Here is a 20,011-nt window from a genome sequence, read left to right as displayed (position 1 = left end):
TGAACGGATGATCGATCGCGCCCATCGCTGGCTTGGGGGAATGGCGTTGATCGCCGGTCTGGCGTTCGCCGCGCCCGCGCTGACTCAGACGGCGCCAACGCCGGCACCGGCGCAGCCGGCGCCTGCCGCAACACCCGCGCCGGCGCAGGCCGCTCTCGGCCAGCCCGCCGCCCCGCCACCGCTCGAAGTGTCGGTAACGGGCGGCATCTCGGCACCGCTCCCCATTGCGATCCCGGCGATGCCGACTGCTGAGGTCCGCGCGACCGCCGCCGGCTCGACCGATGCGCTTGGCCGCCAGCTTGCCGATGTGATCAGCAACGATCTCAAAAATTCCGGGCTGTTCAATCCGCTTGGTGCAAGCCAGCTCAAGCCCGTTGCTTATGGCGAGGTGACCGCGCCGCAATTCGACTTCTGGAGCGGCACCGGCGCGCAGGCACTCGTCCAGGGCTTCGTCCGCGCCAATGGCGACGGCTCACTGACGGTCGGCTGCTATCTCTACGACGTGTCGGCGCGCAGCGAGCTCGCGCGCCAGGGCTTTGTCGTGCCGCCGTCTGACTGGCGCCGTGCTGCGCACAAATGCGCCGACACCATCTATACCCGGCTAACCGGCGAAGGCCCCTATTTCGACAGCCGCGTCGCTTATGTCTCCGAAACGGGCCCCAAGGATCACCGCGTCAAGCGCTTGTCGGTGATGGACCAGGACGGCGCCAATCACCGCTTCCTGACCAACGGCCAATCGATCGTGCTGACGCCGCGCTTCTCGCCCGATTACCGCCAGATCGTCTATATGAGCTACCTCAACGATCGCCCGGCGTTGTATCTGTTCGATTTCAACACCGGCCGCCAGCGGCTGCTCGTGCCCGATACCGCGCTGACGTTCGCGCCGCGCTTTTCGCCCGACGGCAAGCATGTCGTCTTCTCGATGGCGCAGGGCGGCAACACCAATATCTATCGCGTTGCGACATCGGGCGGTGCGCCGCAGCGCCTCACCAACGCGCCGGGGATCGATACCAGCCCGTCCTATTCGCCCGATGGCAGCCGCATCGCGTTCGAAAGCGACCGGTCGGGCACGCAGCAGATCTATGTGATGGATGCCGATGGATCGAACCAGCATCGCATCAGCTTCGGCTCGGGCCGGTATGCGACGCCGGTGTGGAGCCCGCGCGGCGACTTGATCGCGTTCACCAAGATTGCCGGCAATTTTCGCATCGGTGTCATGACGCCGTCAGGAGCAGATGAGAAGTTGCTGACCGAGGACTGGCAGGACGAAGCGCCGACATGGTCGCCAAACGGGCGTGTTTTGATGTTCTTCCGGTCGAGCCAGGGGCGCTCGGGCGTCGCCGATCTGTTTTCGGTCGACCTGACCGGGGTCAATTTGCGGCGGCTGCCGACCCCGCTCGACGGATCCGATCCCGCATGGGGACCGTTACGCCCCTAGGATCAGCCTAGGATTTTGGCGGCGAGTGTGCGTTAACCAATCCCGTCGACTGTCATGACGGGACCGATTCGAACCAGTCGAGGAGGAATATGATGGCCAGAATGACGACCAAGCTAATGCTCGCGACCGCGCTGATCGCGCTTTCCGCGTGCGCCACCAAGAAGCAACCGTTGCCGCCGCCGCCCTCGCCGCAGCCAACGCCGACCTACACGCCGCAGGGTGACGGCATCGTGCCCGGCAGCCGGGCCGATTTCCAGCGCTCAGTAACGAGCGACACGATTCACTTCGCATTTGACCGCTATGATGTCGATGCGCCCAACCAGGCGATCCTCGACAGCCAGATCGCGTGGCTCGCCAAATGGCCCAATGTGCCGGTGAGCATCGAAGGCCATTGCGACGAGCGCGGCACCCGCGAATACAACCTCGCGCTGGGTGATCGCCGCGCCAACTCGACCAAGAATTATCTGGTCGCGCATGGCATCGCGGCTGCGCGCATCACCACGATCAGCTATGGCAAGGAGCGCCCGCTGGCGCTGGGATCGGACGAGGCAAGCTGGGCGCAGAACCGCCGCGCGGTGACGATCGTGCTCAACTAATCACGCGATTTTCCAAGTCTTTTCAGGCGCCGTCGGGGCAACCCGGCGGCGCCTTTTGTTTGGCCCTTGCGGGTTCGATTGAAATTATATAAATATGATATCACTTTCTCAGGAGGGAATGATGATCGATTCGGTCAACTCTGTGTCAACGCTCACCCATAGTCAGGAGCGGCCGGCGCAGGCATCGAGCGGCTATGCGATGTTGCTGGTGCTGCTGCTCGCGGTTGTCGGCATTATTGCGGGTGCGGTGATCAGCCCCGGCGACAAGCCGCTCGGCGTTACCGTGCTGTTCGGCTCGGCGTTTGTGTTCGCGTTCGTACTGCTCGGCTTTTACGTGCTCCAGCCCAACCAGGCGGCGGCGGTGACGCTGTTCGGCAGCTACAAGGGCAGCGATCGGGTGACGGGGCTGCGCTGGGTGCTGCCCTGGATGGGGCGCAAGAAGGTGTCGCTGCGCGCCAACAACCTCATCTCCGACAAGATCAAGGTCAACGATCTGCGCGGCAACCCGATCGAGATCGCCGCCCAAGTCGTGTGGCGCGTCACTGATACAGCGCAAGCGCTGTTCGACGTGCAGGATTACAAGGCGTTCGTGAACGTGCAGATCGAAGCGGCAGTGCGCACCATCGGCTCGCGCTACCCCTATGACGATTATGAGCACCAGGAAATCACGCTGCGCGGCGCCCATGATCAGGTGAATGCCGAACTGCGCGACGAGCTGCGGGCGCGGCTGAAGGTCGCGGGCATCACCGTCGACGAGTGCGGCTTCACCCATCTGGCCTATGCGCAGGAAATCGCCGGCGCGATGCTGCGCCGTCAGCAGGCCGAAGCGGTGGTCGCTGCACGCAAGACGCTGGTCGAGGGTGCGGTCGGCATGGTCGAGATGGCGCTCGACAGCCTGTCCGCCAAGCAGGTCGTCGAACTGGATGACGAGCGCCGCGCGGCGATGGTCTCCAACCTGATGGTCGTGCTGTGCGGGGAGCGCGAGACGCAGCCCGTCGTCAACACCGGCACGCTCTACTGATCGGGCCTGGCGGTGGCGAGCGCGCAGAAAAAGGCTTTCCCGCTCCGCCTGGATCCGGCGCTCTACGTCGCGATCGAGCGGAGCGCGGCGGCCGATCTGCGCAGCGTCAACGGTCAGGTCGAGTATCTGCTGCGCGAGGCGCTGCGCGGCCGCGGCATCAAGCTGGAAGCGCCCAAACCGATCAAGCGCGGCCGGCCGCCCAAGGGAGATAGCTGATGGACGATGACGATTATTGGTTCGTCCGTCGGCGCGGGCCGTTGAACTACGGGTTCACCCCGATCAGTTGGCAGGGCTGGGTCGTGACGGCCGTCTACGCGGCTGCGTTGCTGGCCATCATGCAATTGGCGGGGGCTGGGCGCTGGCTCGAATGGGGTCTGCTGTTCAGCCTTGCGACGCTCGTTTTGGTGATTGTCGCGCTCCGCACTTCCGATCCTGAAAGGAAATAACTGATGGAAGACGCCTGGTTTATTCGCCGCCGCTGCCGCTGGGGATGCGAGCTGCGGCCCGCCCGCTGGCAGGGCCGAGCGCTCATGGCCGGCTATGTGGCGCTCTTGCCGCTCATCGTCACCGGCAAGGACTTCGACTGGCCGGTTGAGGTCGCGCTGCTGGCGCTCGCCACTTTCTGCTACATCGTCATTGCCTGGCGCATGTCGGCGCCGTCGCTGGAGCGTGGGACGTGCGATTGATTGGATGGGTAGCGGCACTGGTGGCAATGATCACCGCAGTACCGGCAACCGCAGAGCCTGCGCCGCGCGAGATCACCGCGCCCGGCCCGCTTGCAGACCTCCACGGCACGCTGATCGACGCAGGCAAGGGCAAGCCGGTGGTGCTCATCGTCCCCGGCTCGGGCCCGACCGATCGGGACGGCGACAACCCTTTGGGTGTGAAAGCCGCGCCTTATCGCTTGCTTGCCGAGGCGCTGGCGGCGCGTGGCATTGGCAGCGTGCGGATCGACAAGCGCGGCATGTTCGCCAGCAAAGCAGCGGTGGCCGATGCCAGCAAAGTGACGGTCGCCGATTATGTCGCCGACATCACCGCCTGGGTCGCCGCCGCGCGGGCAGCCACCGGCGCGAAATGCGTGTGGCTCTTGGGCCATAGCGAAGGCGGGCTGATGGTGCTCGCGACCGGCGACGCGCCGGGGGTGTGCGGTATCATCACCGTCTCGGCGCCGGGCCGGCCGTTCGACGTGCTGATCCGCGAGCAGATCCACGCCAATCCCGCCAATGCGGTGGTGTTCGACCAGGTCGATGCCGCGCTCGCCAAGCTGAAGGCCGGCGAGCATGTCGATACCGCGCAGCTTCATCCCGGGCTCGCGACGTTGTTCTACCCAGCCGTGCAGGATTATCTGATCGACCTGATCCGCCACGATCCAGCCGCGCTGGCGGCGCGGGTGAAAGCGCCGATGCTGATTTTGCAGGGCCTGGCCGACATTCAAGTGAGCGAAACCGACGCCCGCGCGCTTGCCGCGGCACAGCCCAAAGCCAAGCTGGTGCTGCTACCCGGCGTCAATCATGTGCTGAAGCAGGTCGGCGCTGGCGACCGCGCGGCCAATCTCGCCACTTATGCCAACCCTGATCTCCCGATCGATCCGAGCGCGGTCGATGCAGTGGCCGGTTTCGTAACGGCGCGCCGTTAATCAGCTGCCGAACGCTTCGTCCAGCTCCCGGGCGAGGCGCAGGCCCGCGCGCTGAACCTGAAGTCGCTGTACGGGGACGAGGCGCGCGATGGTCGCATCGTCAAGCACCGCACGCGCGCTCGGCTTGGTGGTGCAGACGTTGCTCAGACCGGCGCTTGAATACACGATGTCGCGGCTCAGCTGCCAGCTTTCGCGGCTCCAATCCTCGATCGTGCCAGCGGCGAGGGGCGCGGCTTCCTCGGTCGAGTAGTGCCGGACTAGGCTGGGCCCATCGGTAATCGCGCGCTCAGCGAGCGGCCCATCCCAGACGCTGTGCAGGTTGAGCCGGTCAGGCGCGTAGATGCCGTAACCCGCGCTCACCTGATTGCCGCCAGCGTCATTGTGCTCGCCGGCATGGAGCGGCATATGCAAGTCGCCGGTGAAATGGACGAGGAACGCGAGCGCCATCAGCCGCTCGCGCGGCGGCAGGCTCTTGTCTTTGAGCAGGCGGATTTGCCGATCGATCTGCGCCGACACGCAATTGCCGTCGCGGCAGGCGGGCTTCAATGTGAAGGGCGCGCAGATATCGACATCCTGATAATGCCACGCCGCAGTATAGGAAAAGCGCGGCCCCAGCGCGCGGATGCAATCGGGCCAGACGCTCAGGTCGTCGATCTTCGCAGCCTTGCAGGTCGGCGTTTCGAGCAGCGGCGCCTTGGCCATCAGCGCCAGCACCTTGGCGCGGGTAACGGGCGATACATTCGCCATCGCGATGCGTGCGATCGTCGCATGGCCGAATGCGCCATAGGCGAGCACCGGTTGCGGCAGGAGGACCAGGGCGAGAGCGGCGAGCAACCGTTGCAGCGAGCGAATCATCGCTGGTGCTTTAGCCGTGCCGACGACAAGCGAGAACTGCTGCTTCAGCCCTCATCGCCATAAATCGCCACGCGCCGCGCGCCATCGCTCCCCGCCACGCCGCGAAACATGCCAGCGGTGTTGAAATGCCAGAGTGCGTCTCGCGACGGCGTCACCACGATCACGCCGCCGCTGCCGCCCATCTTGGCGACTTCGGCGAGCGCGGTGGTGGCAGCTTGTGCCGGCGCTTCACCCGCCAACGCGATCCGCGCGGCGATCTGGTGGCACACGCCGGCGCGGATGAAATATTCGCCCGATCCGGTGGCGGAAACCGCGCAGACGCCGTCCGCCCAGGTGCCGGCGCCGATGATGGGCGTGTCGCCAATCCGCCCCCAGCGCTTCGCGGTGATGCCGCCGGTCGAGGTTGCGGCGGCGACCCGCCCGCCCGCGTCGCAGGCAACCGCGCCGACGGTGCCGAACTTCATTTCCTCGTCGAACCAGCCATCGCCGCGCGCCTTCATTTCCTCGAGCTGCTGGCAGCGGCGGGGTATCTCGAACCAACCTGGCTCGGCGGCTTCCAGGCCCTGCTCGCGCGCGAATTGCTCGGCGCCAGCACCCGACAGCATGACATGCGGCGTCGTCATCACCCGCCGCGCCAGGCTGACCGGATGGCGGACCGTGCCGACGCCGGCGACCGCGCCGGCGCGCTGGCCATCGCCCGCCATGATCGCGGCATCAAGCGAGACGCCGCCGTCATAAGTCAACACCGCGCCGCGCCCGGCATTGAAGTGCGGGTCATCTTCCAGCACGCGCACCGCCGCCTCGACCGCGTCAAGCGCCGAGCCACCAGCCGCCAAAACCGCGCTGCCGGCATGAAGCGCAGCGGCGAGACCCGCCCGTGCGCCGGCATCTTCTTCCGCGCTCAGCCGGTCGCGCGTCATCTGGCCCGCGCCGCCATGGACCGCCAACACCCAATTGCCTGGCGTTTCACTCATCATCTGGTTTCCCTAGAGGTTTCCCTGCTTCGCTGCCCGCGCTATAGGCGCCACAAACCGCAAGGAAAGCCCGCAATGTCCCTTCGTCCCTGGCGCGACATCATCCGCCGCAAGAGCCGCCAGATCATGGTCGGCAATGTTCCCGTCGGCGGCGACGCGCCCGTCACCGTCCAGACGATGACCAACACGCCAACCGAGGACGCGGTCGCGACGATCGACCAGATCCGCCGCTGCGAGGATGCTGGCGTCGACATCATCCGCGTATCCTGCCCCGATGTGGAAAGCACCACCGCGCTGAAGCAGATCGTCCGCGCCGCGCGCGTGCCGATCGTGGCGGACATCCATTTCCATTATAAGCGCGCGCTCGAAGCGGCCGATGCGGGCGCGGCGTGTCTGCGCATCAACCCCGGCAATATCGGCTCGGAAGCGCGCGTGAAGGAAGTGATCGCCGCCGCCAAGGCCAATGGCTGCGCGATCCGCATTGGGGTAAACGCCGGTAGCCTCGAAAAGGACCTGCTGGAAAAGTACGGCGAGCCGTGCCCCGAGGCGCTGGTCGAAAGCGCGATGGATCACATCAAGATCCTGCAGGACCACGACTTCCACGAATTCAAGGTCGCGGTGAAGGCATCGGACCAGTTCCTCGCGGTCGCGGCGTATCAGCAGCTCGCCGAGATGGGCGATTTCCCGCTGCATCTCGGCATTACCGAGGCAGGCGGTTTCGTCGCCGGCACGGTCAAGTCGGCGATCGGCATCGGTTCGCTGTTGTGGTTCGGCATTGGCGATACCATCCGCGTTTCTCTGTCGGCCGAGCCCGAGGATGAAGTGCGCGTCGGCTTCGAGATCCTGAAGACGCTCGGCATCCGCAATCGCGGCGTCCGCGTCGTCAGCTGCCCGAGCTGCGCGCGCCAGGGCTTTGACGTGATCCGCACCGTGCAGAAGCTCGAGGAGCGCCTCCAGCACATCCGCACGCCGATGTCGCTGTCGGTGCTCGGCTGCGTCGTCAACGGCCCCGGCGAAGCGCGCGAGACCGATATCGGCCTCACCGGCGGCGGCAACGGCAAGCATATGGTCTATCTCTCGGGCGTGACCGATCACCAGATCGAAGATGCCGACATGATCGAGCACATCGTCAAGCTGGTCGAGACCAAGGCCGCCGAGATCGAAGCGGCGGAAGAGGCGCGCGCAGTGGCGGCGGAGTGAGCGCACAGCCGCGCATTTCCCCCACCACCGCTTTCGGCGCCGCCTGCCTCGGCATCTCGATCTATTCGCTGATGGACGCGGTGATGAAGGGCCTGTCGATCCAGAGCGGGGCCTATGCCGCGGTGCTGTGGCGATCGATCATCGGCGCGGCCGGCATGGGCGCGATCTTCTTCGCGCGCGGCGGGCGCTGGCCGGGTCCGGCAGCGTTGCGCCTGCACATCGCGCGCGCGGGCGTCGCCGGGATTTCAGTGCTGCTGTTCTTCTGGGGGCTGGCGCGCGTGCCGATGGCGGAAAGCGTCGCGCTGACCTTTCTCGCGCCGCTGATCGCGCTGTATCTCGCCGGGCTGTTCCTAGGCGAGAAACTGCAGCGGGCGGTGGTTGGCGGGTCGATCCTGGCCTGCATCGGCGTTGCGGTGCTGGCGCTGGGCGAGTTCAGCATCCACGCCTCGACCGATCATGTTCTCGGCGCGATTGCGCTGCTTGCCGCGTCGGTCTCTTATGCCGGCAGCTTGATCTTGCTCCGGATGCAGGCGCAGCTCGCCGCGCCGCTTGAAGTCGCGTTCTTCACCAGCCTGGTGCTCGGCGCGATGCTGCTGCCCGGCGCGCCGTGGTTTGCCGGCTTGCCCGCGCCGGGCCAATTGCCGGCGATCGTCGCGGCGGCGATTTTCGGGTCGATCTCGGCAATGCTGCTCGCCTGGGCTTATGCCCATGCCGAGGCGCAATTACTGTCGACGGTCGAATATACCGCGTTCGTTTGGGCAGCGATCCTCGGCTGGCTGGTGTTTGGCGAGGCGGTCGGGGTTTATACTTTTGCCGGCGCCGCGCTGATCATCGCCGGGTGCCTGGTCGCGGTGCGCGGGCCGGTCGCGCCCGCACCGCAAACTGAGGCTGCCGCATGACGATCACTACCCGCTTCGCTCGCCCCGATGATGTCGCCACGATCCTGCGCTTCGTCCGCGAGCTCGCCGAGTTCGAGAAGGCGCCGCACGAAGTCGTCGCGACCGAGGCGCTGATGCACGAGGCGCTGTTCGGCGCGCATCCGGCGGCGGAAGCGATCATCGCCGAAGCCGATGGCGAGCGCGTCGGCATGGCGGTGTTCTTCCACAATTTCTCGACCTGGACCGGCGTGCGCGGCATCTGGCTCGACGACCTCTACGTCACGCCCGCCGCGCGCGGCACCGGCGCGGGGACGGCGTTGCTCAAGGCCGTCGCGCGCGTCGCGGTCGAGCGCGGCTGCCCGCGCTACGAATGGTGGGTGCTCGACTGGAACACCCGCGCCATCGATTTCTATCGGGCGATGGGGGCGCTAGCGATGGACGAATGGACCGTCCAGCGGGTGAGCGGCGAGGCGCTGAAGCGGCTGGCCGCGGGCAACTGATCTGACAAAACCTTCAGACGATTGTCATGTCATTAAGCGGCCCCGACATTTGATCGTCACCCCAGCGAAAGCTGGGGTCGCTCGCGGCTACGGTGGTACGAGAACGTGAGCGGTCCCAGCTTTCGCTGGGACGACGTTAGTCCGGCAACCAGCCTGTCCCTCGCTCGTTAGGTGCCCTTCGCCGCTTTCGCCCGCTCAATCGCTTCGATCACGATCTGCCGCGCTTCCGCCGCATCGCCCCATTTGCCGACGCGGACCCATTTCTCGGCCTCCAGGTCTTTGTAATGGGTGAAGAAATGCTCGATCTGCGCGAGCACGATGCTCGGCAGGTCGGTGCGCTCGCCGACATCCGAATAATAAGGGAAAGTCGTGTCGACCGGCACGCAGACGAGCTTCTCGTCGCCGCCATGCTCGTCTTCCAGGTTGAGCACGCCGATCGGTCGTGCGCGCACGACGCAGCCGGGGATGAAGGGCGAGCGCGCGATCACCAGTGCGTCGAGCGGGTCGCCATCGGGCGACAGCGTGTGCGGCACGAAGCCGTAATTGGCCGGATAGCGCATTGGCGTGTGCAGAATGCGGTCGACGAACAGCGCGCCGCTGGCCTTGTCGAACTCGTACTTCACCGGCTCGCCGCCCACCGGCACCTCGATGACGACATTCAGGTCATCGGGCGGGTTCTTGCCGGTGGGAATCAAATCGATACGCATTGTGGATCCTTTGTGCGTTTGCCCCAGGTCAGCGGGGCGCCAACAGCCGATCCAGGCCAGCCTCTCCTTGGCCGATCTTTTCGAGGTGCGGATAGCGCAAGCCGCCATGATAGTCGATGGCGACGGTGCGCAACCGCTCGCCGCGCTTGACCGTGAGCAGAATCGGCGCGGTGCCGCCCTTGGCCGCGGCGATCGCTTCCTTCAGCTTCTCGGGCGAATAGGTGGTCGCGCCGATCGCGATGACCGCGTCGCCGCTGGTCAATCCCGCCTTGAACGCCGGGCTGTCCCATTGCACGGCTGCGATCTCGCCATCCTTGCCCATCGACAGGCCGATCGACAAGCTCAAGTCAGTGCGCTTGCGCTGCTTTTCGGCCTGTTTGAAGAAATTGCTCGGCGTCTCGCTATAGACCAGCCGATAGCCATTATTGGTGAAGCCATCGAGCGGGGCGTGCTGCTCGGTGTCGTAAAGCCGCGCCGCCAGCAGGCCGCGCCAATCATAGGGCTGAATGTCGTTAAGCGTCTTAGCGACATCGTCGAAGGTGTACGTCACCTCACCCCAATCGCCATCGTTGATGCCGAAAAAGGCATGGGCGAAATCATCGAGCGATTTCTTGCCCTTGGATTGCTTACGCAGGATCGAATCGACTTCCATCCACACCAGCAGCCCCTCATTGTAATAATCCTCGGAGCGCTGCCAGCTAAGCCAGCCCTTGGGCCGGCGCTGCGACATGGTGGGATCGTTGGTCGTGTCGATCAGCGGCCGCCATTGCCGGGCCGGCGCGGCATCAAGGCTGGCGGCGATCTGCGCATAGGCGTCGAGGGTATCCTGCTTGGAGACGAGGCCCGATCGCGCCTGCAACACATAGCCCCAGAATTGGGTCTGGCCTTCATAGACCCAGAGCAGGCTGTCGCGCATCGGCGTCTTGAAGTCGGGCGTCCACAAATCGGCGCCCCGGCGGAATTTGCCGTCCCAGCTATGGGTATATTCGTGCGGCAGCAGGTTGCGCGACGGCGTGTCGTTGGCCCAATCGCTGAAATAGCCGATCCGCGTGCCCTCTTCCGAGCTGCGATGATGCTCGAGACCGATGCCACCGAGTTCGTCGGAAATCGCCAGCAGGAAATGGTAATTGTCGTAATGCTGGGCGCCGAAGAGCTTCACGGCTTGCTCGACCAGAGCCTTGTGCGGGGCGATCTGCGCCTCGGTCGCGGCAAGCTCCTTTTCCGACGGGGCGACGGTGTCGAGGAACACGCGATCGCTGAGCGGCCATTGCTTATAGTGGAGCCCGGCCAGCGTCGGCGAATCGACCAGCACTTCGTAATTGGTCGGCTGATAGCGATAAACGCCGCTCTCCACGGTCGCGGGCAGGCCTGACGCCGCCGTCCAACCGGCGGGATAAGTCACCGTCGCAGTCACCGGAATCTGCCGGGTGAAATAGCCGGCGGGGTAGAGGCTCATCGCGTTCCACTGCAGGCGAAGCATATCGGGCGCGGTGACCTGCCGGCCCTGGCCGCCGTCGGTCGCAGCGAGATATTGGAGGTCGATGTCGATCGCGGTTGCGCCCTGCGGCACATCGATATGGAAGGCGTAGACATCGACCGGGTCGCGCGTCCAGCGGATCGTCTGACCATTGGCGCTGAACCTGATCCCGGCGACCTTGTCGATCGCCCCGGTGGGCGAATGCGTGCCGGGCAGCCATTCGGGCAGCAGCAGCACGAGCGGCCCGGGGCCGGCCACGGTCAGCGTTTCATGCGTGCGGAAAATGCCGTGCGCGACGTCGGTCGCGTCGATGGCAAGCGTCATCGTGCCGGGATAAGGCACGTCCTTGGCGGGCGGGATGGTGTCGGCAATCGGCACTGGCTGCGGCTTGGAATTCTCGGCCTGAGCGGCGCCAGCGGCGGCGATGAGAGCAGCGGCTCCAACAAAACGGATCATTGACGCACGTTCCTTCCCTATCTTGTCTTAAGTCTTGTCGTCGGCCGAGGCTCAGCTCGCGCTGCTACCGAGCACGTTCACGGTCAGCGCGAGCACGCCGATATTGAACACGAACGCCGCCATCGATTGCCCCAGCACGACGCGGCGCACGCGCGGAGACGAGATCCCGGTGTCGGAAGTCTGGAAGGTCATGCCCAGCGTAAAGCTGAAATAGGCGAAGTCCCAGTAATCGGGCTCGGGCGTTTTGCCGACAAAGTCGATGCCGCCGGCATCACCGCCTTTGCCGTCGGCCGAATAATAAAGATGCGCGTAATGCAGCGCATAGACGGTGTTCGAAAACAACCACGCCAGCACCAAAGTACCGACCACTTGCGCGACACCAAGCCGGCTCGATCGCGCCATCATTTCGGTCGAGACAACGACAAGCACGACCAGCGTCACCAGCACGCTGATCAGCAGCAGCAGCGCGCGATTGGCATCATTGGCACGCGCATGGCTGCGCATCCGGCCGGGTTCCGAATTGAACAACGGTGCGACCGAAATCAGGAAAATCGTGCCGGCTATGTCGAAGGCGCCCATAATCGCCCGCGTCGGCACCAATGTGGGCGACAACAACACCAGGCTGAGCGCGAACACCGAAACGAAGAGCAGGAAGCGGGGCGGCGCCAGGCGGCGGCCGAGCGCAAGAGGGTGGCGAGCCATGGACCGCCTTGCTAACGCCCCCAGCGCGGCATGCAAGTCTGGTCAATCGCCGGTAACGCCAGCGCATCCACCCCACTGGCGCTGCGTCGCGGCTTCGCTTATGCAGCGCCGCCACATGGCCCGGATTGAAACGCCCCGCCCGATACGCGGCACCCAGGATATTTTCGGCGACGACCAGCGCCGCTTTCAGCGCGTGGTCGAGGCGTTCGATTTCGTGCGCAAATTATACTGCTTCCAGCGCGTCGAGCTGCCGGTGTTCGAGGCGACGGCGGTGTTCGCGCGCTCGCTCGGCGAGACGACCGATGTCGTATCGAAGGAAATGTACACTTTTGAGGATCGCGGCGGCGATTCGTTGACGTTGCGGCCGGAATTTACGGCGGGAATTGCGCGCGCCTATCTGACCGAGGGGTGGCAGCAATATGCGCCGCTCAAGGTCGTCACGCACGGCCCGGTGTTCCGCTACGAGCGCCCGCAAAAGGGCCGCTATCGCCAGTTCCATCAGATCGACGCCGAGATTATCGGCGCGGCCGAGCCGCAGGCCGATGTCGAGCTGCTGGCGTTTGCCGATCAGCTGATCCACGAACTTGGCATTGCCGATGGCGTAACGCTGCAGCTCAACACGCTGGGCGATGCCGAGACGCGCGATGCCTGGCGCGCGGCATTGGTCGCGCATTTCGAGGCGCATCGCGGGGAATTGAGCGAGGACAGCGTGGCGCGGCTCGACAAGAATCCGCTGCGCATTCTGGACTCAAAGGACCCGCGCGACCGGCCGATCGCCGACGCGGCGCCGGGGATCGATGGTTTCCTGACGAGCGAGGCAGGGACGTTTTTCGAGAGCGTGACCAAGGGGCTCGACGCGGCGGGCGTCACCTGGACGCGCAACGACCGGCTGGTGCGCGGCCTCGACTATTATCGCCACACCGCGTTTGAATTCGTGACCGATAGGCTCGGCGCGCAGGGCACGGTGCTGGCGGGCGGGCGCTATGATGGGCTGATCGAGAGCTTGGGCGGCAAGCCGACGCCGGGCGTTGGCTGGGCGGCGGGGATTGAGCGGCTGGCGATGCTATTGGGCGAGCGCTTTGAGCAGGACGGCTTGATTGCGAGCGTGATCCCGGAACGACCGGATGCGACTGAGCTATCTTGGCGGATTGTTTTTGAACTACGCCGTCGCGGCATCAGAGCGTTTATGCCTTACAACACCAAGCGAGCTTTCGAGCTTGGGGTAAAGGCTGGAGCAACAGTCACTATAAACGTGAGTGCGCAGAGCCCGATTGCCGGCGATCTTGGAGAGCTAAAAGTCAGAGCTATAAAAGACGATGCCCTAAATGGGTTTCACGAAAAGATAATAGAGGCCTTGCAATCAAGCTTTGATTTGAACTCACATACTCTTAGCAGAGAGATATTCGGCGCTTCCATTCTGTATTTTTCTGATCGCCTGCCATGACGTCCATCTCCCCCGACCGCATCGCCATGATCGAGGCGCGGCGCGATGAGCTGGCTGCGCTCATGGCGACGGGCGATTTGTCGGGCGATCGCTTTGTCCAGGTCTCCAAGGAATATGCCGAGATCGAGCCCGTCGCCCAGGCCGCCGCCGATGTCCGCCGCTTGCGCGCGGAACTCGCCGTGCTCGCCGACATGGCCGAGGGCGAGGAGCAGGACGGCGAGTTGAAGGCGATGGCGCGCGAGGAGATCGACGCGATCCGCGCCGCGCTGCCCGAGGCCGAGCGACGGCTTGCGCTCGCGCTCCTCCCCCGCGACGCCGCCGACGAGCGCGCGGCGATGCTCGAAATCCGCGCCGGTACCGGTGGCGATGAAGCGGCTTTGTTCGCGGGCGATCTGCTGCGCATGTACCAGCGCTATGCCGATCGCCAGGGGTGGAAAGTCGAGCTCATCTCCGCCAGCGCGGCGGAGCTGGGCGGCTATAAGGAAGTCGTCGCCTCGGTCGAGGGCAAGGGCGTGTTCGCCAAGCTGAAGTTCGAAAGCGGCGTCCACCGCGTCCAGCGCGTGCCCGTCACCGAAAGCGGCGGCCGCATCCACACCAGCGCCGCGACGGTCGCGGTGCTGCCCGAGGCCGAGGAAGTCGACGTCCAGATCGACGAGGCGAAGGATTTGCGCATCGACATCTACCGATCGTCGGGGCCGGGCGGGCAATCGGTCAACACCACCGACTCGGCGGTGCGCATCGTTCATATCCCGACCGGGCTGACCGTCATTCAGCAGGACGAGAAATCGCAGCACAAGAACAAGGCTAAGGCGCTGAAGGTGCTACGCACCCGGCTCTACGAAATGGAGCGTGAGCGGCTGCATGCCGAACGCGCCGGCGCGCGCAAGTCGATGGTCGGCTCGGGTGATCGCTCGGAGCGCATCCGCACCTATAATTATCCGCAGGGGCGGGTGACCGACCACCGCATCAACCTGACGCTGCACCGTCTGCCCGAAATCCTGGAAGGCGAGATGGACGAACTGCTCGGCGCGCTGATTGCGGAGGATGAGGCCGAGCGGTTGGCCTCCCTTGACGGCTGACCGCGTTCGCCGCGCGCTCGCGCGGGCGGCCGAGGCGCTTGGTCCCGTCAGCAATAGCCCGCGCCTCGATGCCGAGCTGCTGATGGCGCACGCGCTTGGCATGACGCGTGAGGCGATGCTGCTCTCCCATCTCGACGCGCCCGCGCCCGCCGGCTTCGCCGCGCTGATCGAGCGCCGCCTGGCGCATGAGCCGGTCGCTTACATCACCGGCCGCCGCGCCTTCTGGACGATCGAGCTTGCCGTCGGCCCCGGCGTCCTCATTCCCCGGCCCGACAGCGAGACGCTGATCGAAGCCGCGATCGAGCATTTCGGCGAGCGGTCGCCCCGGCGGATTCTTGATCTGGGCTCTGGACCGGGCACCTTGCTGCTCGCCGCGCTTGCCGAGTGGCCCGAAGCAACCGGGCTGGGCATCGATGCGTCGGCCCAAGCGCTGGATTATGCGCGCGCCAATGCTGAGGCCTTGGGTCTGGCCGAGCGCGTGATCTTCCGGGAGGGCGATTGGGCAGCCCGTGTTGACGAGCGTTTCGACCTCATCCTCGCCAACCCGCCTTATATCGCGACCGATGAAGCCTTGCCCGCCGATGTCCGCGATTACGAGCCGGCGCGTGCGTTGTTTGCAGGCACGGATGGCCTGGACGCCCATCGCCGCATCGTGCCCGATCTGCCGCGCTTGCTGGTCCCCGGCGGGGTGGCGATCCTCGAAATCGGGCACACCCAGGCCGATGCCGTCGGGGCGTTGATCACGGCGGCGGGTCTGCGCCATTCGGTTCGTCGCGATCTTGGCAATCGTCCCCGCGCGATTATCGTCAACATGGGTTGAATCGCCCCAAAACCGTCACATATTTCCGCTTGGATTACACCGCGCCTGCGGCTATGGCGGGCGCGAGGGGTACGCAGGTCCACCGGCAGAACGGCGGGAAACAGCGACCTTTCAGTCTCTTCGTCATGGTATCGCTGTCGTCCGGCGATCGTGGCAGCGTTTTCCGTCGGCTTGGTCGTCGGAAAGCGCCCGAGAGCACCCATCGACCTAGCGGAGCAGTGCCGGGTTTGACTTTACGGACAAGGACAACAGCAGTTGATCAATAATCGTCAGGGCGGCCGCCGTCGCGGTCGCGGCGGGCAGCGCTCGCAGGGTGGCAATCCGGGGCGCGGCTCCGACAATGGCAACCGGATCGATAATCGCGCGCGCGGCAATGCGGCGCAGCTTCTCGAGAAATACAAGACGCTGGCGCGCGACGCGCAGATGCAGGGCGACCGCGTCAACACCGAATATTATCTGCAGTTCGCTGATCATTATTATCGCGTGCTGGCCGAAAATCGCTCGCGCTTCGAGGATCAGCAGCACCGCCGCAACGACGCTTATGAAGCCGACGAGGGCGAGGATTTCGACGGCGATGAGGGCACCGACATGGCGGCCGATGCGCCGCGCGGTAATGGCCAGAATTTCGCTGGTCAAAATGGCGGCGGTCAGAATTATGGCGATCAGAATTACGGTCGCCGCGGCTATGCAAACGGCAATGGCGGCGGGAACGGTGCCAACGCGAATGGCAATGGCAACGGCAATGGCTATGGCGCGCCCTACGCCAATGGCCATGACGCCGGCGCCGAAGCCAGTGAGGCCCCGCCCGCGCGCCAGGAGCGCCAGCCGCGCGACAATCGCGCCGATCAGCGCCAGGATGAGGATCGCCCGCGGCGTGGTCGCCCGAGCCGGCGCCCGGAACCGGCGCGCGACGCAGAGGATGGCGAGCCGATCGCGCTTGGCATCGATCGGTTGCCGCCCGCGATCGGCGCAACCGTCGATGCGCCAGAGGCCGATGCCGCGCCGGTCGAGAAGCCGCGCCGCCGTCGTCGTACCGCTGCTACCGACGAGCCTACTCCGGCTTGAGCGCGCGCGGTTCAGCCGCGCTTCAGGTAATAAAGTGACATTGACCCGTCATGCGGCGGGACTAAGCTCCCGCGCATAATGATGAGCGGGAGAAGGCGATGCGTTACGGGGCTTTGATCGCGCTGCTATTGGTGCCGGCGGTCGCCGCGGACGCGCAGAGTGCGCCCGACGCAGCGCTCGACCGGACTGCGCAGGGCGATGTCGCCGTCACCATCTATTCTGACGGCACCGCGCTCGTTCAGGACACGCGGCAGATCGCGCTGCCCGGCGGCGTCTCGCGCCAGGAATTCAAGGACGTATCGAGCCAGATCCGGCCCGAAACCGTTCGGTTGAGCGCGGCCGGCACGACGATCATCGAGCAGAATTACGATTACGATCTGCTCAGCCCCCGCGCGTTGATGGAAAAAGCGGTCGGGCAGACGATCACGCTCGTTCGCACCAATCCCGGCACCGGCGCCGAAACGCGCGTGCCCGCCAAGGTACTCGCTTCCAACGATGGCGTCGTGCTGCAGGTCGGCGATCATATCGAGGTGCTGCGTGACGATGGCCTGCCGGTGCGCGTGCTGTTCGCCTCGCTGCCGCCCAATCTGCGCGCGCGGCCGACGCTTTCGGTGACGCTCCACACCAAATCGGGCGGGCCGCGGCCGGTGACCCTCAGCTACCTCACCAACGGCATGAGCTGGTCGGCGGATTATGTCGCGCTATTCGATGAAGCCAAGCAGGCGATCGACGTGCAAGGCTGGGTAACGTTGCGCAACAACGGCAACACCCCATTCGTCGATGCCGATACCGTGCTGGTCGCTGGCAATCCCGGCGGGCGGAGCAATGGCGGGCGCGGCATCGCGCCGGGCACGCGCGCGGGGACCGAAACCGCGTCGCGCGGTCGGCTGGGCGATTATTACCTTTACCCGATCGAGCATCGCACCACGATCGCCGCCAATCAGCAGAAGCAAGTGAGCTTTCTGAGCGTCGGCGGCGTGCCGGCGCATCGCGGCTATGAATTCCGCAACGGCTGGCTGGAAACGCTCGACGATCCGCAAAGCGCCGCCACCGTCATCAGCTTCTCGAGCTCGGCCAAGGGCGGGCTGGGCGACGCGCTGCCCGCCGGCACGGTGCGCATCTATCTGCGCGACGCCAAGGGCCAGCCGCAATTCATCGGCGAGAATGCGATCAGCCACACGCCGATGGGATCGACACTCGCGATCAAGACCGGCGATGCGTTCGACGTGAAAGTGAAGCCGGTGGTGACCGAGCGGACGCGGCTTGGCAGCGACCATTGGCGCACGGTGATGACCTACACGCTGACCAACGCGCGGCCCGATGCGGTGACGGTCGATGTCGTCCAATCGGGGCTCGACTGGGGATTTGAGGACACGCGGATCACCCAGGAAAGCCTGGGCCATGAGCGCCGTTCGTCGAACGAGGCAGTGTGGCACGTGCCGGTGCCGGCCAATGGCGCGGCGACGCTCAACGTCACTTACGAAACGCGTTACTGATCCCGCGATGCGCGCGGCGCTCATCGCCCCGCTGTTGCTGCTCGCCGCCCCGGCTGCGCGCGCGAGCGGCGATGCGCCGGTGCCGATCGTCTCGGCGGGGCCGAGTGCGGTCTCGGTGACCGTCTATCGCGCGCCCGATCGCGGCGAGGAACCCATCGAGCGCAGTGCGCCGCAAGGCTTTGCGCTGATCAGCGAGACGCGGACGATCAGCCTGCCTGCTGGCCCGGCGGTGATCCGGTTCGAAGGTGTGGCGGGCAACATCTTCCCCGAAACCTCGATCATCACCGGCCTGCCCGGCGATGTGCGCGAAAAGAATCTCGACGCCGATCTGCTGAGCCCGCGCACGCTGTACGACCGCGCGCTCGGTCGCCGCGTCATCATTCGCCGCACCAATCCCAAGACGGGCAAGGCGAGCGAAGAGCAAGCCGTTATCCGCTCGTCGGCCGATGGCGCAGCGGTGCTGCAAGTGGCGGGGGGCAACGAGACGCTGCGCTGCTCGGGGCTGCCCGAGACGATCGTCTATGGCTCGGTCCCGTCCGATCTCTCCGCCAAGCCGACGCTGTCCGTCCAGACCGACAGCCCTGTCGCGCGCACGGTGACGATCACGCTTTCCTATCTCGCCGGCGGGTTCGACTGGCAGGCCGATTATGTCGCGACGATGCGAGGCGAAGGCGCCAACAATGGTGCGAGCGCCGATCTGTTCGCCTGGCTGAAGCTGGCGTCCAACGACGTTACGAGCTTTGAGCACGCCAATCTCCAGGTCGTCGCGGGGCGACTTAATCGGGAAGGGCAGAACGATTTCGGTAACTACCAGGCGGGCGAACTCGACCTGCAATGCTGGCCCGATCCGGATTATTCGACGCACCTGATCCAGGGGCTCACGCCGATCTACACGGCCGCCCCACCGGCTCCTCCCCCTCCCGCGCCGATGATGGCGCGGGCAGAGGCGCAGGACATCGTCGTCACCGGCGCGCGCAAGGCGGCGCTTGAGCAACTTGGCGACCTCAAGCTTTACCGCGTCCCCGACGCCGTCACCGTGGCGGCCAAGGCAGAAAAGCAGGTCGCCTTCCTCGATAGTCAAGGCGTGCAAATCACGCCGTTGTTCGTCAGCGACATCAGCTATGGCAACGCTGATGGCCCGTTTCTGACGCTCAAGACCCGGAACACGCCCGACGCGCATCTGGGCGTGCCGTTGCCCTCGGGCCAAGTCGCGGTGTTCGAGAATGCCGGCGCGCGACCGATCCTCGTCGGCGAAACGCATCTGGCCGATAAGGCGGTGAACGAGGATGTCGAGGTAAAGCTGGGAACCTCACCGGCGGTGAATGCCGACCTGACTGAGCTTGGCGATAAGGGCCGAACGACGCGCTACCGCCTCGTTGTGACCAACGCCAATCCCCGGCCGATCGCTTACGAAGCGCGGCTGTGTGTGGGTGGCGGGCAGAAATATGCGACCTCGGGCGTTCGGTTGATCAAGCGCGATGGCAAGCTCATCTGGGCAGTCGCGATCCCCGCCAACGCCAGCGCCACGCTCGATTATTCGGTCACCGAGCCGCGCGATTAATCGATCCGCTCGACATCCTCGTCATGGCCGCTGCCCGAGCTTAGGAAAGCGAGCCCCATCAGCGCCGCCGCCAGCAATGCCGTCCCACCAAAGCCGCCAATCGCCG

At 65.4% G+C, this 20,011-nt stretch carries 22 protein-coding genes (1 of these 22 only partly in view); 16 read left to right on the top strand and 6 right to left on the bottom strand.

Annotated features, from left to right (window positions below):
• The first annotated feature begins 7 nt into the window (after positions 1–7).
• The 7 genes from tolB (at position 8) to ACLB0R_RS04965 (ending at position 4,691) form a co-directional block, all read left to right on the top strand.
• On the top strand, positions 8–1,438 hold the full coding sequence (tolB, locus tag ACLB0R_RS04995; RefSeq protein WP_416642239.1) for a Tol-Pal system beta propeller repeat protein TolB: 1,431 nt from the start codon (positions 8–10) through the stop codon (positions 1,436–1,438).
• Positions 1,439–1,530: 92 nt separating this feature from the next.
• On the top strand, positions 1,531–2,034 hold the full coding sequence (pal, locus tag ACLB0R_RS04990; RefSeq protein WP_416642238.1) for a peptidoglycan-associated lipoprotein Pal: 504 nt from the start codon (positions 1,531–1,533) through the stop codon (positions 2,032–2,034).
• A gap of 121 nt (positions 2,035–2,155) precedes the next feature.
• The gene (locus ACLB0R_RS04985) at positions 2,156–3,055 is read left to right on the top strand and encodes an SPFH domain-containing protein (RefSeq protein ID WP_416642237.1); all 900 of its coding nucleotides are present in this window, start codon (positions 2,156–2,158) and stop codon (positions 3,053–3,055) included.
• A gap of 12 nt (positions 3,056–3,067) precedes the next feature.
• Entirely contained in the window at positions 3,068–3,271 is a 204-nt protein-coding gene (locus ACLB0R_RS04980; protein WP_416642236.1) for a toxin-antitoxin system HicB family antitoxin, read from the top strand.
• Positions 3,271–3,501, top strand: coding sequence for a hypothetical protein (locus ACLB0R_RS04975; protein ID WP_416642235.1), 231 nt, complete (start codon positions 3,271–3,273; stop codon positions 3,499–3,501). The genes ACLB0R_RS04980 and ACLB0R_RS04975 overlap by 1 nt, the downstream gene beginning before the upstream one ends.
• A 3-nt stretch (positions 3,502–3,504) precedes the next feature.
• Complete coding sequence (locus ACLB0R_RS04970; RefSeq protein WP_416642234.1) at positions 3,505–3,741, top strand: hypothetical protein; 237 nt, start codon at positions 3,505–3,507, stop codon at positions 3,739–3,741.
• The gene (locus ACLB0R_RS04965) at positions 3,732–4,691 is read left to right on the top strand and encodes an alpha/beta hydrolase (protein ID WP_416642233.1); all 960 of its coding nucleotides are present in this window, start codon (positions 3,732–3,734) and stop codon (positions 4,689–4,691) included. The genes ACLB0R_RS04970 and ACLB0R_RS04965 overlap by 10 nt, the downstream gene beginning before the upstream one ends.
• Here ACLB0R_RS04965 and ACLB0R_RS04960 read toward each other — a convergent pair whose 3' ends face one another.
• Positions 4,692–5,546 carry a S1/P1 nuclease gene (locus ACLB0R_RS04960; protein WP_416642232.1) on the bottom strand — a complete coding sequence of 285 codons (855 nt, stop codon included), beginning with the start codon at positions 5,544–5,546 and terminating at the stop codon, positions 4,692–4,694.
• A 44-nt stretch (positions 5,547–5,590) separates the two neighbouring features.
• Positions 5,591–6,523 carry an isoaspartyl peptidase/L-asparaginase family protein gene (locus tag ACLB0R_RS04955; RefSeq protein WP_416642231.1) on the bottom strand — a complete coding sequence of 311 codons (933 nt, stop codon included), beginning with the start codon at positions 6,521–6,523 and terminating at the stop codon, positions 5,591–5,593.
• 72 nt (positions 6,524–6,595) lie between these two features.
• Here ACLB0R_RS04955 and ispG point away from each other — a divergent pair, with 72 nt between their 5' ends.
• The 3 genes from ispG to ACLB0R_RS04940 are packed head-to-tail and all read left to right on the top strand — an operon-like array spanning position 6,596 to position 9,098.
• Entirely contained in the window at positions 6,596–7,720 is a 1,125-nt protein-coding gene (gene ispG / locus ACLB0R_RS04950; protein WP_416642230.1) for a flavodoxin-dependent (E)-4-hydroxy-3-methylbut-2-enyl-diphosphate synthase, read from the top strand.
• A complete protein-coding gene (locus ACLB0R_RS04945) occupies positions 7,717–8,619 on the top strand; it encodes a DMT family transporter (RefSeq protein WP_434953748.1) in 903 nt (300 codons plus the stop codon). Before ispG ends, ACLB0R_RS04945 begins: the two co-directional genes overlap by 4 nt.
• Positions 8,616–9,098: a GNAT family N-acetyltransferase gene (locus tag ACLB0R_RS04940; RefSeq protein ID WP_416642229.1), complete on the top strand. Its 483-nt coding sequence runs from the start codon at positions 8,616–8,618 to the stop codon at positions 9,096–9,098. Before ACLB0R_RS04945 ends, ACLB0R_RS04940 begins: the two co-directional genes overlap by 4 nt.
• 167 nt (positions 9,099–9,265) lie before the next feature.
• On the opposite strand, the gene ppa is transcribed toward ACLB0R_RS04940, so the two are convergent.
• Genes ppa through ACLB0R_RS04925 form a run of 3 tightly spaced genes read right to left on the bottom strand, consistent with a single transcriptional unit; the run spans position 9,266 to position 12,440 of the window.
• Positions 9,266–9,805: an inorganic diphosphatase gene (ppa, locus tag ACLB0R_RS04935; RefSeq protein WP_416642228.1), complete on the bottom strand. Its 540-nt coding sequence runs from the start codon at positions 9,803–9,805 to the stop codon at positions 9,266–9,268.
• Positions 9,806–9,833: 28 nt separating this feature from the next.
• A complete protein-coding gene (locus tag ACLB0R_RS04930) occupies positions 9,834–11,738 on the bottom strand; it encodes a M61 family metallopeptidase (RefSeq protein WP_416642227.1) in 1,905 nt (634 codons plus the stop codon).
• Between the two features lie 51 nt (positions 11,739–11,789).
• Complete coding sequence (locus ACLB0R_RS04925; RefSeq protein ID WP_416642226.1) at positions 11,790–12,440, bottom strand: DUF1345 domain-containing protein; 651 nt, start codon at positions 12,438–12,440, stop codon at positions 11,790–11,792.
• 115 nt (positions 12,441–12,555) lie between these two features.
• Here ACLB0R_RS04925 and hisS point away from each other — a divergent pair, with 115 nt between their 5' ends.
• The 6 genes from hisS (at position 12,556) to ACLB0R_RS04895 (ending at position 19,905) form a co-directional block, all read left to right on the top strand.
• Positions 12,556–13,884, top strand: a complete 1,329-nt coding sequence (gene hisS, locus ACLB0R_RS04920) for a histidine--tRNA ligase (RefSeq protein ID WP_416642225.1) — start codon at positions 12,556–12,558, stop codon at positions 13,882–13,884.
• A complete protein-coding gene (gene prfA, locus ACLB0R_RS04915) occupies positions 13,881–14,963 on the top strand; it encodes a peptide chain release factor 1 (protein WP_416642224.1) in 1,083 nt (360 codons plus the stop codon). Before hisS ends, prfA begins: the two co-directional genes overlap by 4 nt.
• Complete coding sequence (gene prmC / locus ACLB0R_RS04910) at positions 14,929–15,783, top strand: peptide chain release factor N(5)-glutamine methyltransferase (RefSeq protein WP_416642223.1); 855 nt, start codon at positions 14,929–14,931, stop codon at positions 15,781–15,783. Before prfA ends, prmC begins: the two co-directional genes overlap by 35 nt.
• A 255-nt stretch (positions 15,784–16,038) precedes the next feature.
• The gene (locus ACLB0R_RS04905) at positions 16,039–16,848 is read left to right on the top strand and encodes a DUF4167 domain-containing protein (RefSeq protein ID WP_416642222.1); all 810 of its coding nucleotides are present in this window, start codon (positions 16,039–16,041) and stop codon (positions 16,846–16,848) included.
• 98 nt (positions 16,849–16,946) lie between these two features.
• Positions 16,947–18,344, top strand: coding sequence for a DUF4139 domain-containing protein (locus tag ACLB0R_RS04900; protein WP_416642221.1), 1,398 nt, complete (start codon positions 16,947–16,949; stop codon positions 18,342–18,344).
• 7 nt (positions 18,345–18,351) lie between these two features.
• On the top strand, positions 18,352–19,905 hold the full coding sequence (locus tag ACLB0R_RS04895) for a DUF4139 domain-containing protein (protein WP_416642220.1): 1,554 nt from the start codon (positions 18,352–18,354) through the stop codon (positions 19,903–19,905).
• Here the strand turns inward: ACLB0R_RS04895 and ACLB0R_RS04890 are convergent.
• Positions 19,902–20,011, bottom strand: partial view of a hypothetical protein gene (locus tag ACLB0R_RS04890; protein WP_416642219.1) — the 3' end only. Its footprint extends 169 nt past the window's final position; only the last 110 of its 279 coding nucleotides appear in the window; its start codon lies beyond the right edge, outside the window; its stop codon occupies positions 19,902–19,904. The two genes, ACLB0R_RS04895 and ACLB0R_RS04890, sit on opposite strands and share 4 nt — an antisense overlap.

It is taken from the genome of Sphingomonas sp. GlSt437, from assembly GCF_048015635.2.
Classification (GTDB): domain Bacteria; phylum Pseudomonadota; class Alphaproteobacteria; order Sphingomonadales; family Sphingomonadaceae; genus Sphingomonas.
This window is presented reverse-complemented; position numbering and strand designations above follow the sequence as displayed.

Bases quoted from the DNA above. Each gene is read 5' to 3' on its own strand.
- tolB (WP_416642239.1), top strand. From the start codon at position 8: ATGATCGATCGCGCCCATCGCTGGCTTGGGGGAATGGCGTTGATCGCC.
- pal (WP_416642238.1), top strand. From the start codon at position 1,531: ATGGCCAGAATGACGACCAAGCTAATGCTCGCGACCGCGCTGATCGCG.
- ACLB0R_RS04985 (WP_416642237.1), top strand. From the start codon at position 2,156: ATGATCGATTCGGTCAACTCTGTGTCAACGCTCACCCATAGTCAGGAG.
- ACLB0R_RS04975 (WP_416642235.1), top strand. From the start codon at position 3,271: ATGGACGATGACGATTATTGGTTCGTCCGTCGGCGCGGGCCGTTGAAC.
- ACLB0R_RS04970 (WP_416642234.1), top strand. From the start codon at position 3,505: ATGGAAGACGCCTGGTTTATTCGCCGCCGCTGCCGCTGGGGATGCGAG.
- ACLB0R_RS04960 (WP_416642232.1), bottom strand. From the start codon at position 5,546: ATGATTCGCTCGCTGCAACGGTTGCTCGCCGCTCTCGCCCTGGTCCTC.
- ACLB0R_RS04955 (WP_416642231.1), bottom strand. From the start codon at position 6,523: ATGATGAGTGAAACGCCAGGCAATTGGGTGTTGGCGGTCCATGGCGGC.
- ispG (WP_416642230.1), top strand. From the start codon at position 6,596: ATGTCCCTTCGTCCCTGGCGCGACATCATCCGCCGCAAGAGCCGCCAG.
- ACLB0R_RS04940 (WP_416642229.1), top strand. From the start codon at position 8,616: ATGACGATCACTACCCGCTTCGCTCGCCCCGATGATGTCGCCACGATC.
- ppa (WP_416642228.1), bottom strand. From the start codon at position 9,805: ATGCGTATCGATTTGATTCCCACCGGCAAGAACCCGCCCGATGACCTG.
- ACLB0R_RS04930 (WP_416642227.1), bottom strand. From the start codon at position 11,738: ATGATCCGTTTTGTTGGAGCCGCTGCTCTCATCGCCGCCGCTGGCGCC.
- ACLB0R_RS04925 (WP_416642226.1), bottom strand. From the start codon at position 12,440: ATGGCTCGCCACCCTCTTGCGCTCGGCCGCCGCCTGGCGCCGCCCCGC.
- hisS (WP_416642225.1), top strand. From the start codon at position 12,556: ATGGCCCGGATTGAAACGCCCCGCCCGATACGCGGCACCCAGGATATT.
- prfA (WP_416642224.1), top strand. From the start codon at position 13,881: ATGACGTCCATCTCCCCCGACCGCATCGCCATGATCGAGGCGCGGCGC.
- prmC (WP_416642223.1), top strand. From the start codon at position 14,929: ATGAGGCCGAGCGGTTGGCCTCCCTTGACGGCTGACCGCGTTCGCCGC.
- ACLB0R_RS04900 (WP_416642221.1), top strand. From the start codon at position 16,947: ATGCGTTACGGGGCTTTGATCGCGCTGCTATTGGTGCCGGCGGTCGCC.
- ACLB0R_RS04895 (WP_416642220.1), top strand. From the start codon at position 18,352: ATGCGCGCGGCGCTCATCGCCCCGCTGTTGCTGCTCGCCGCCCCGGCT.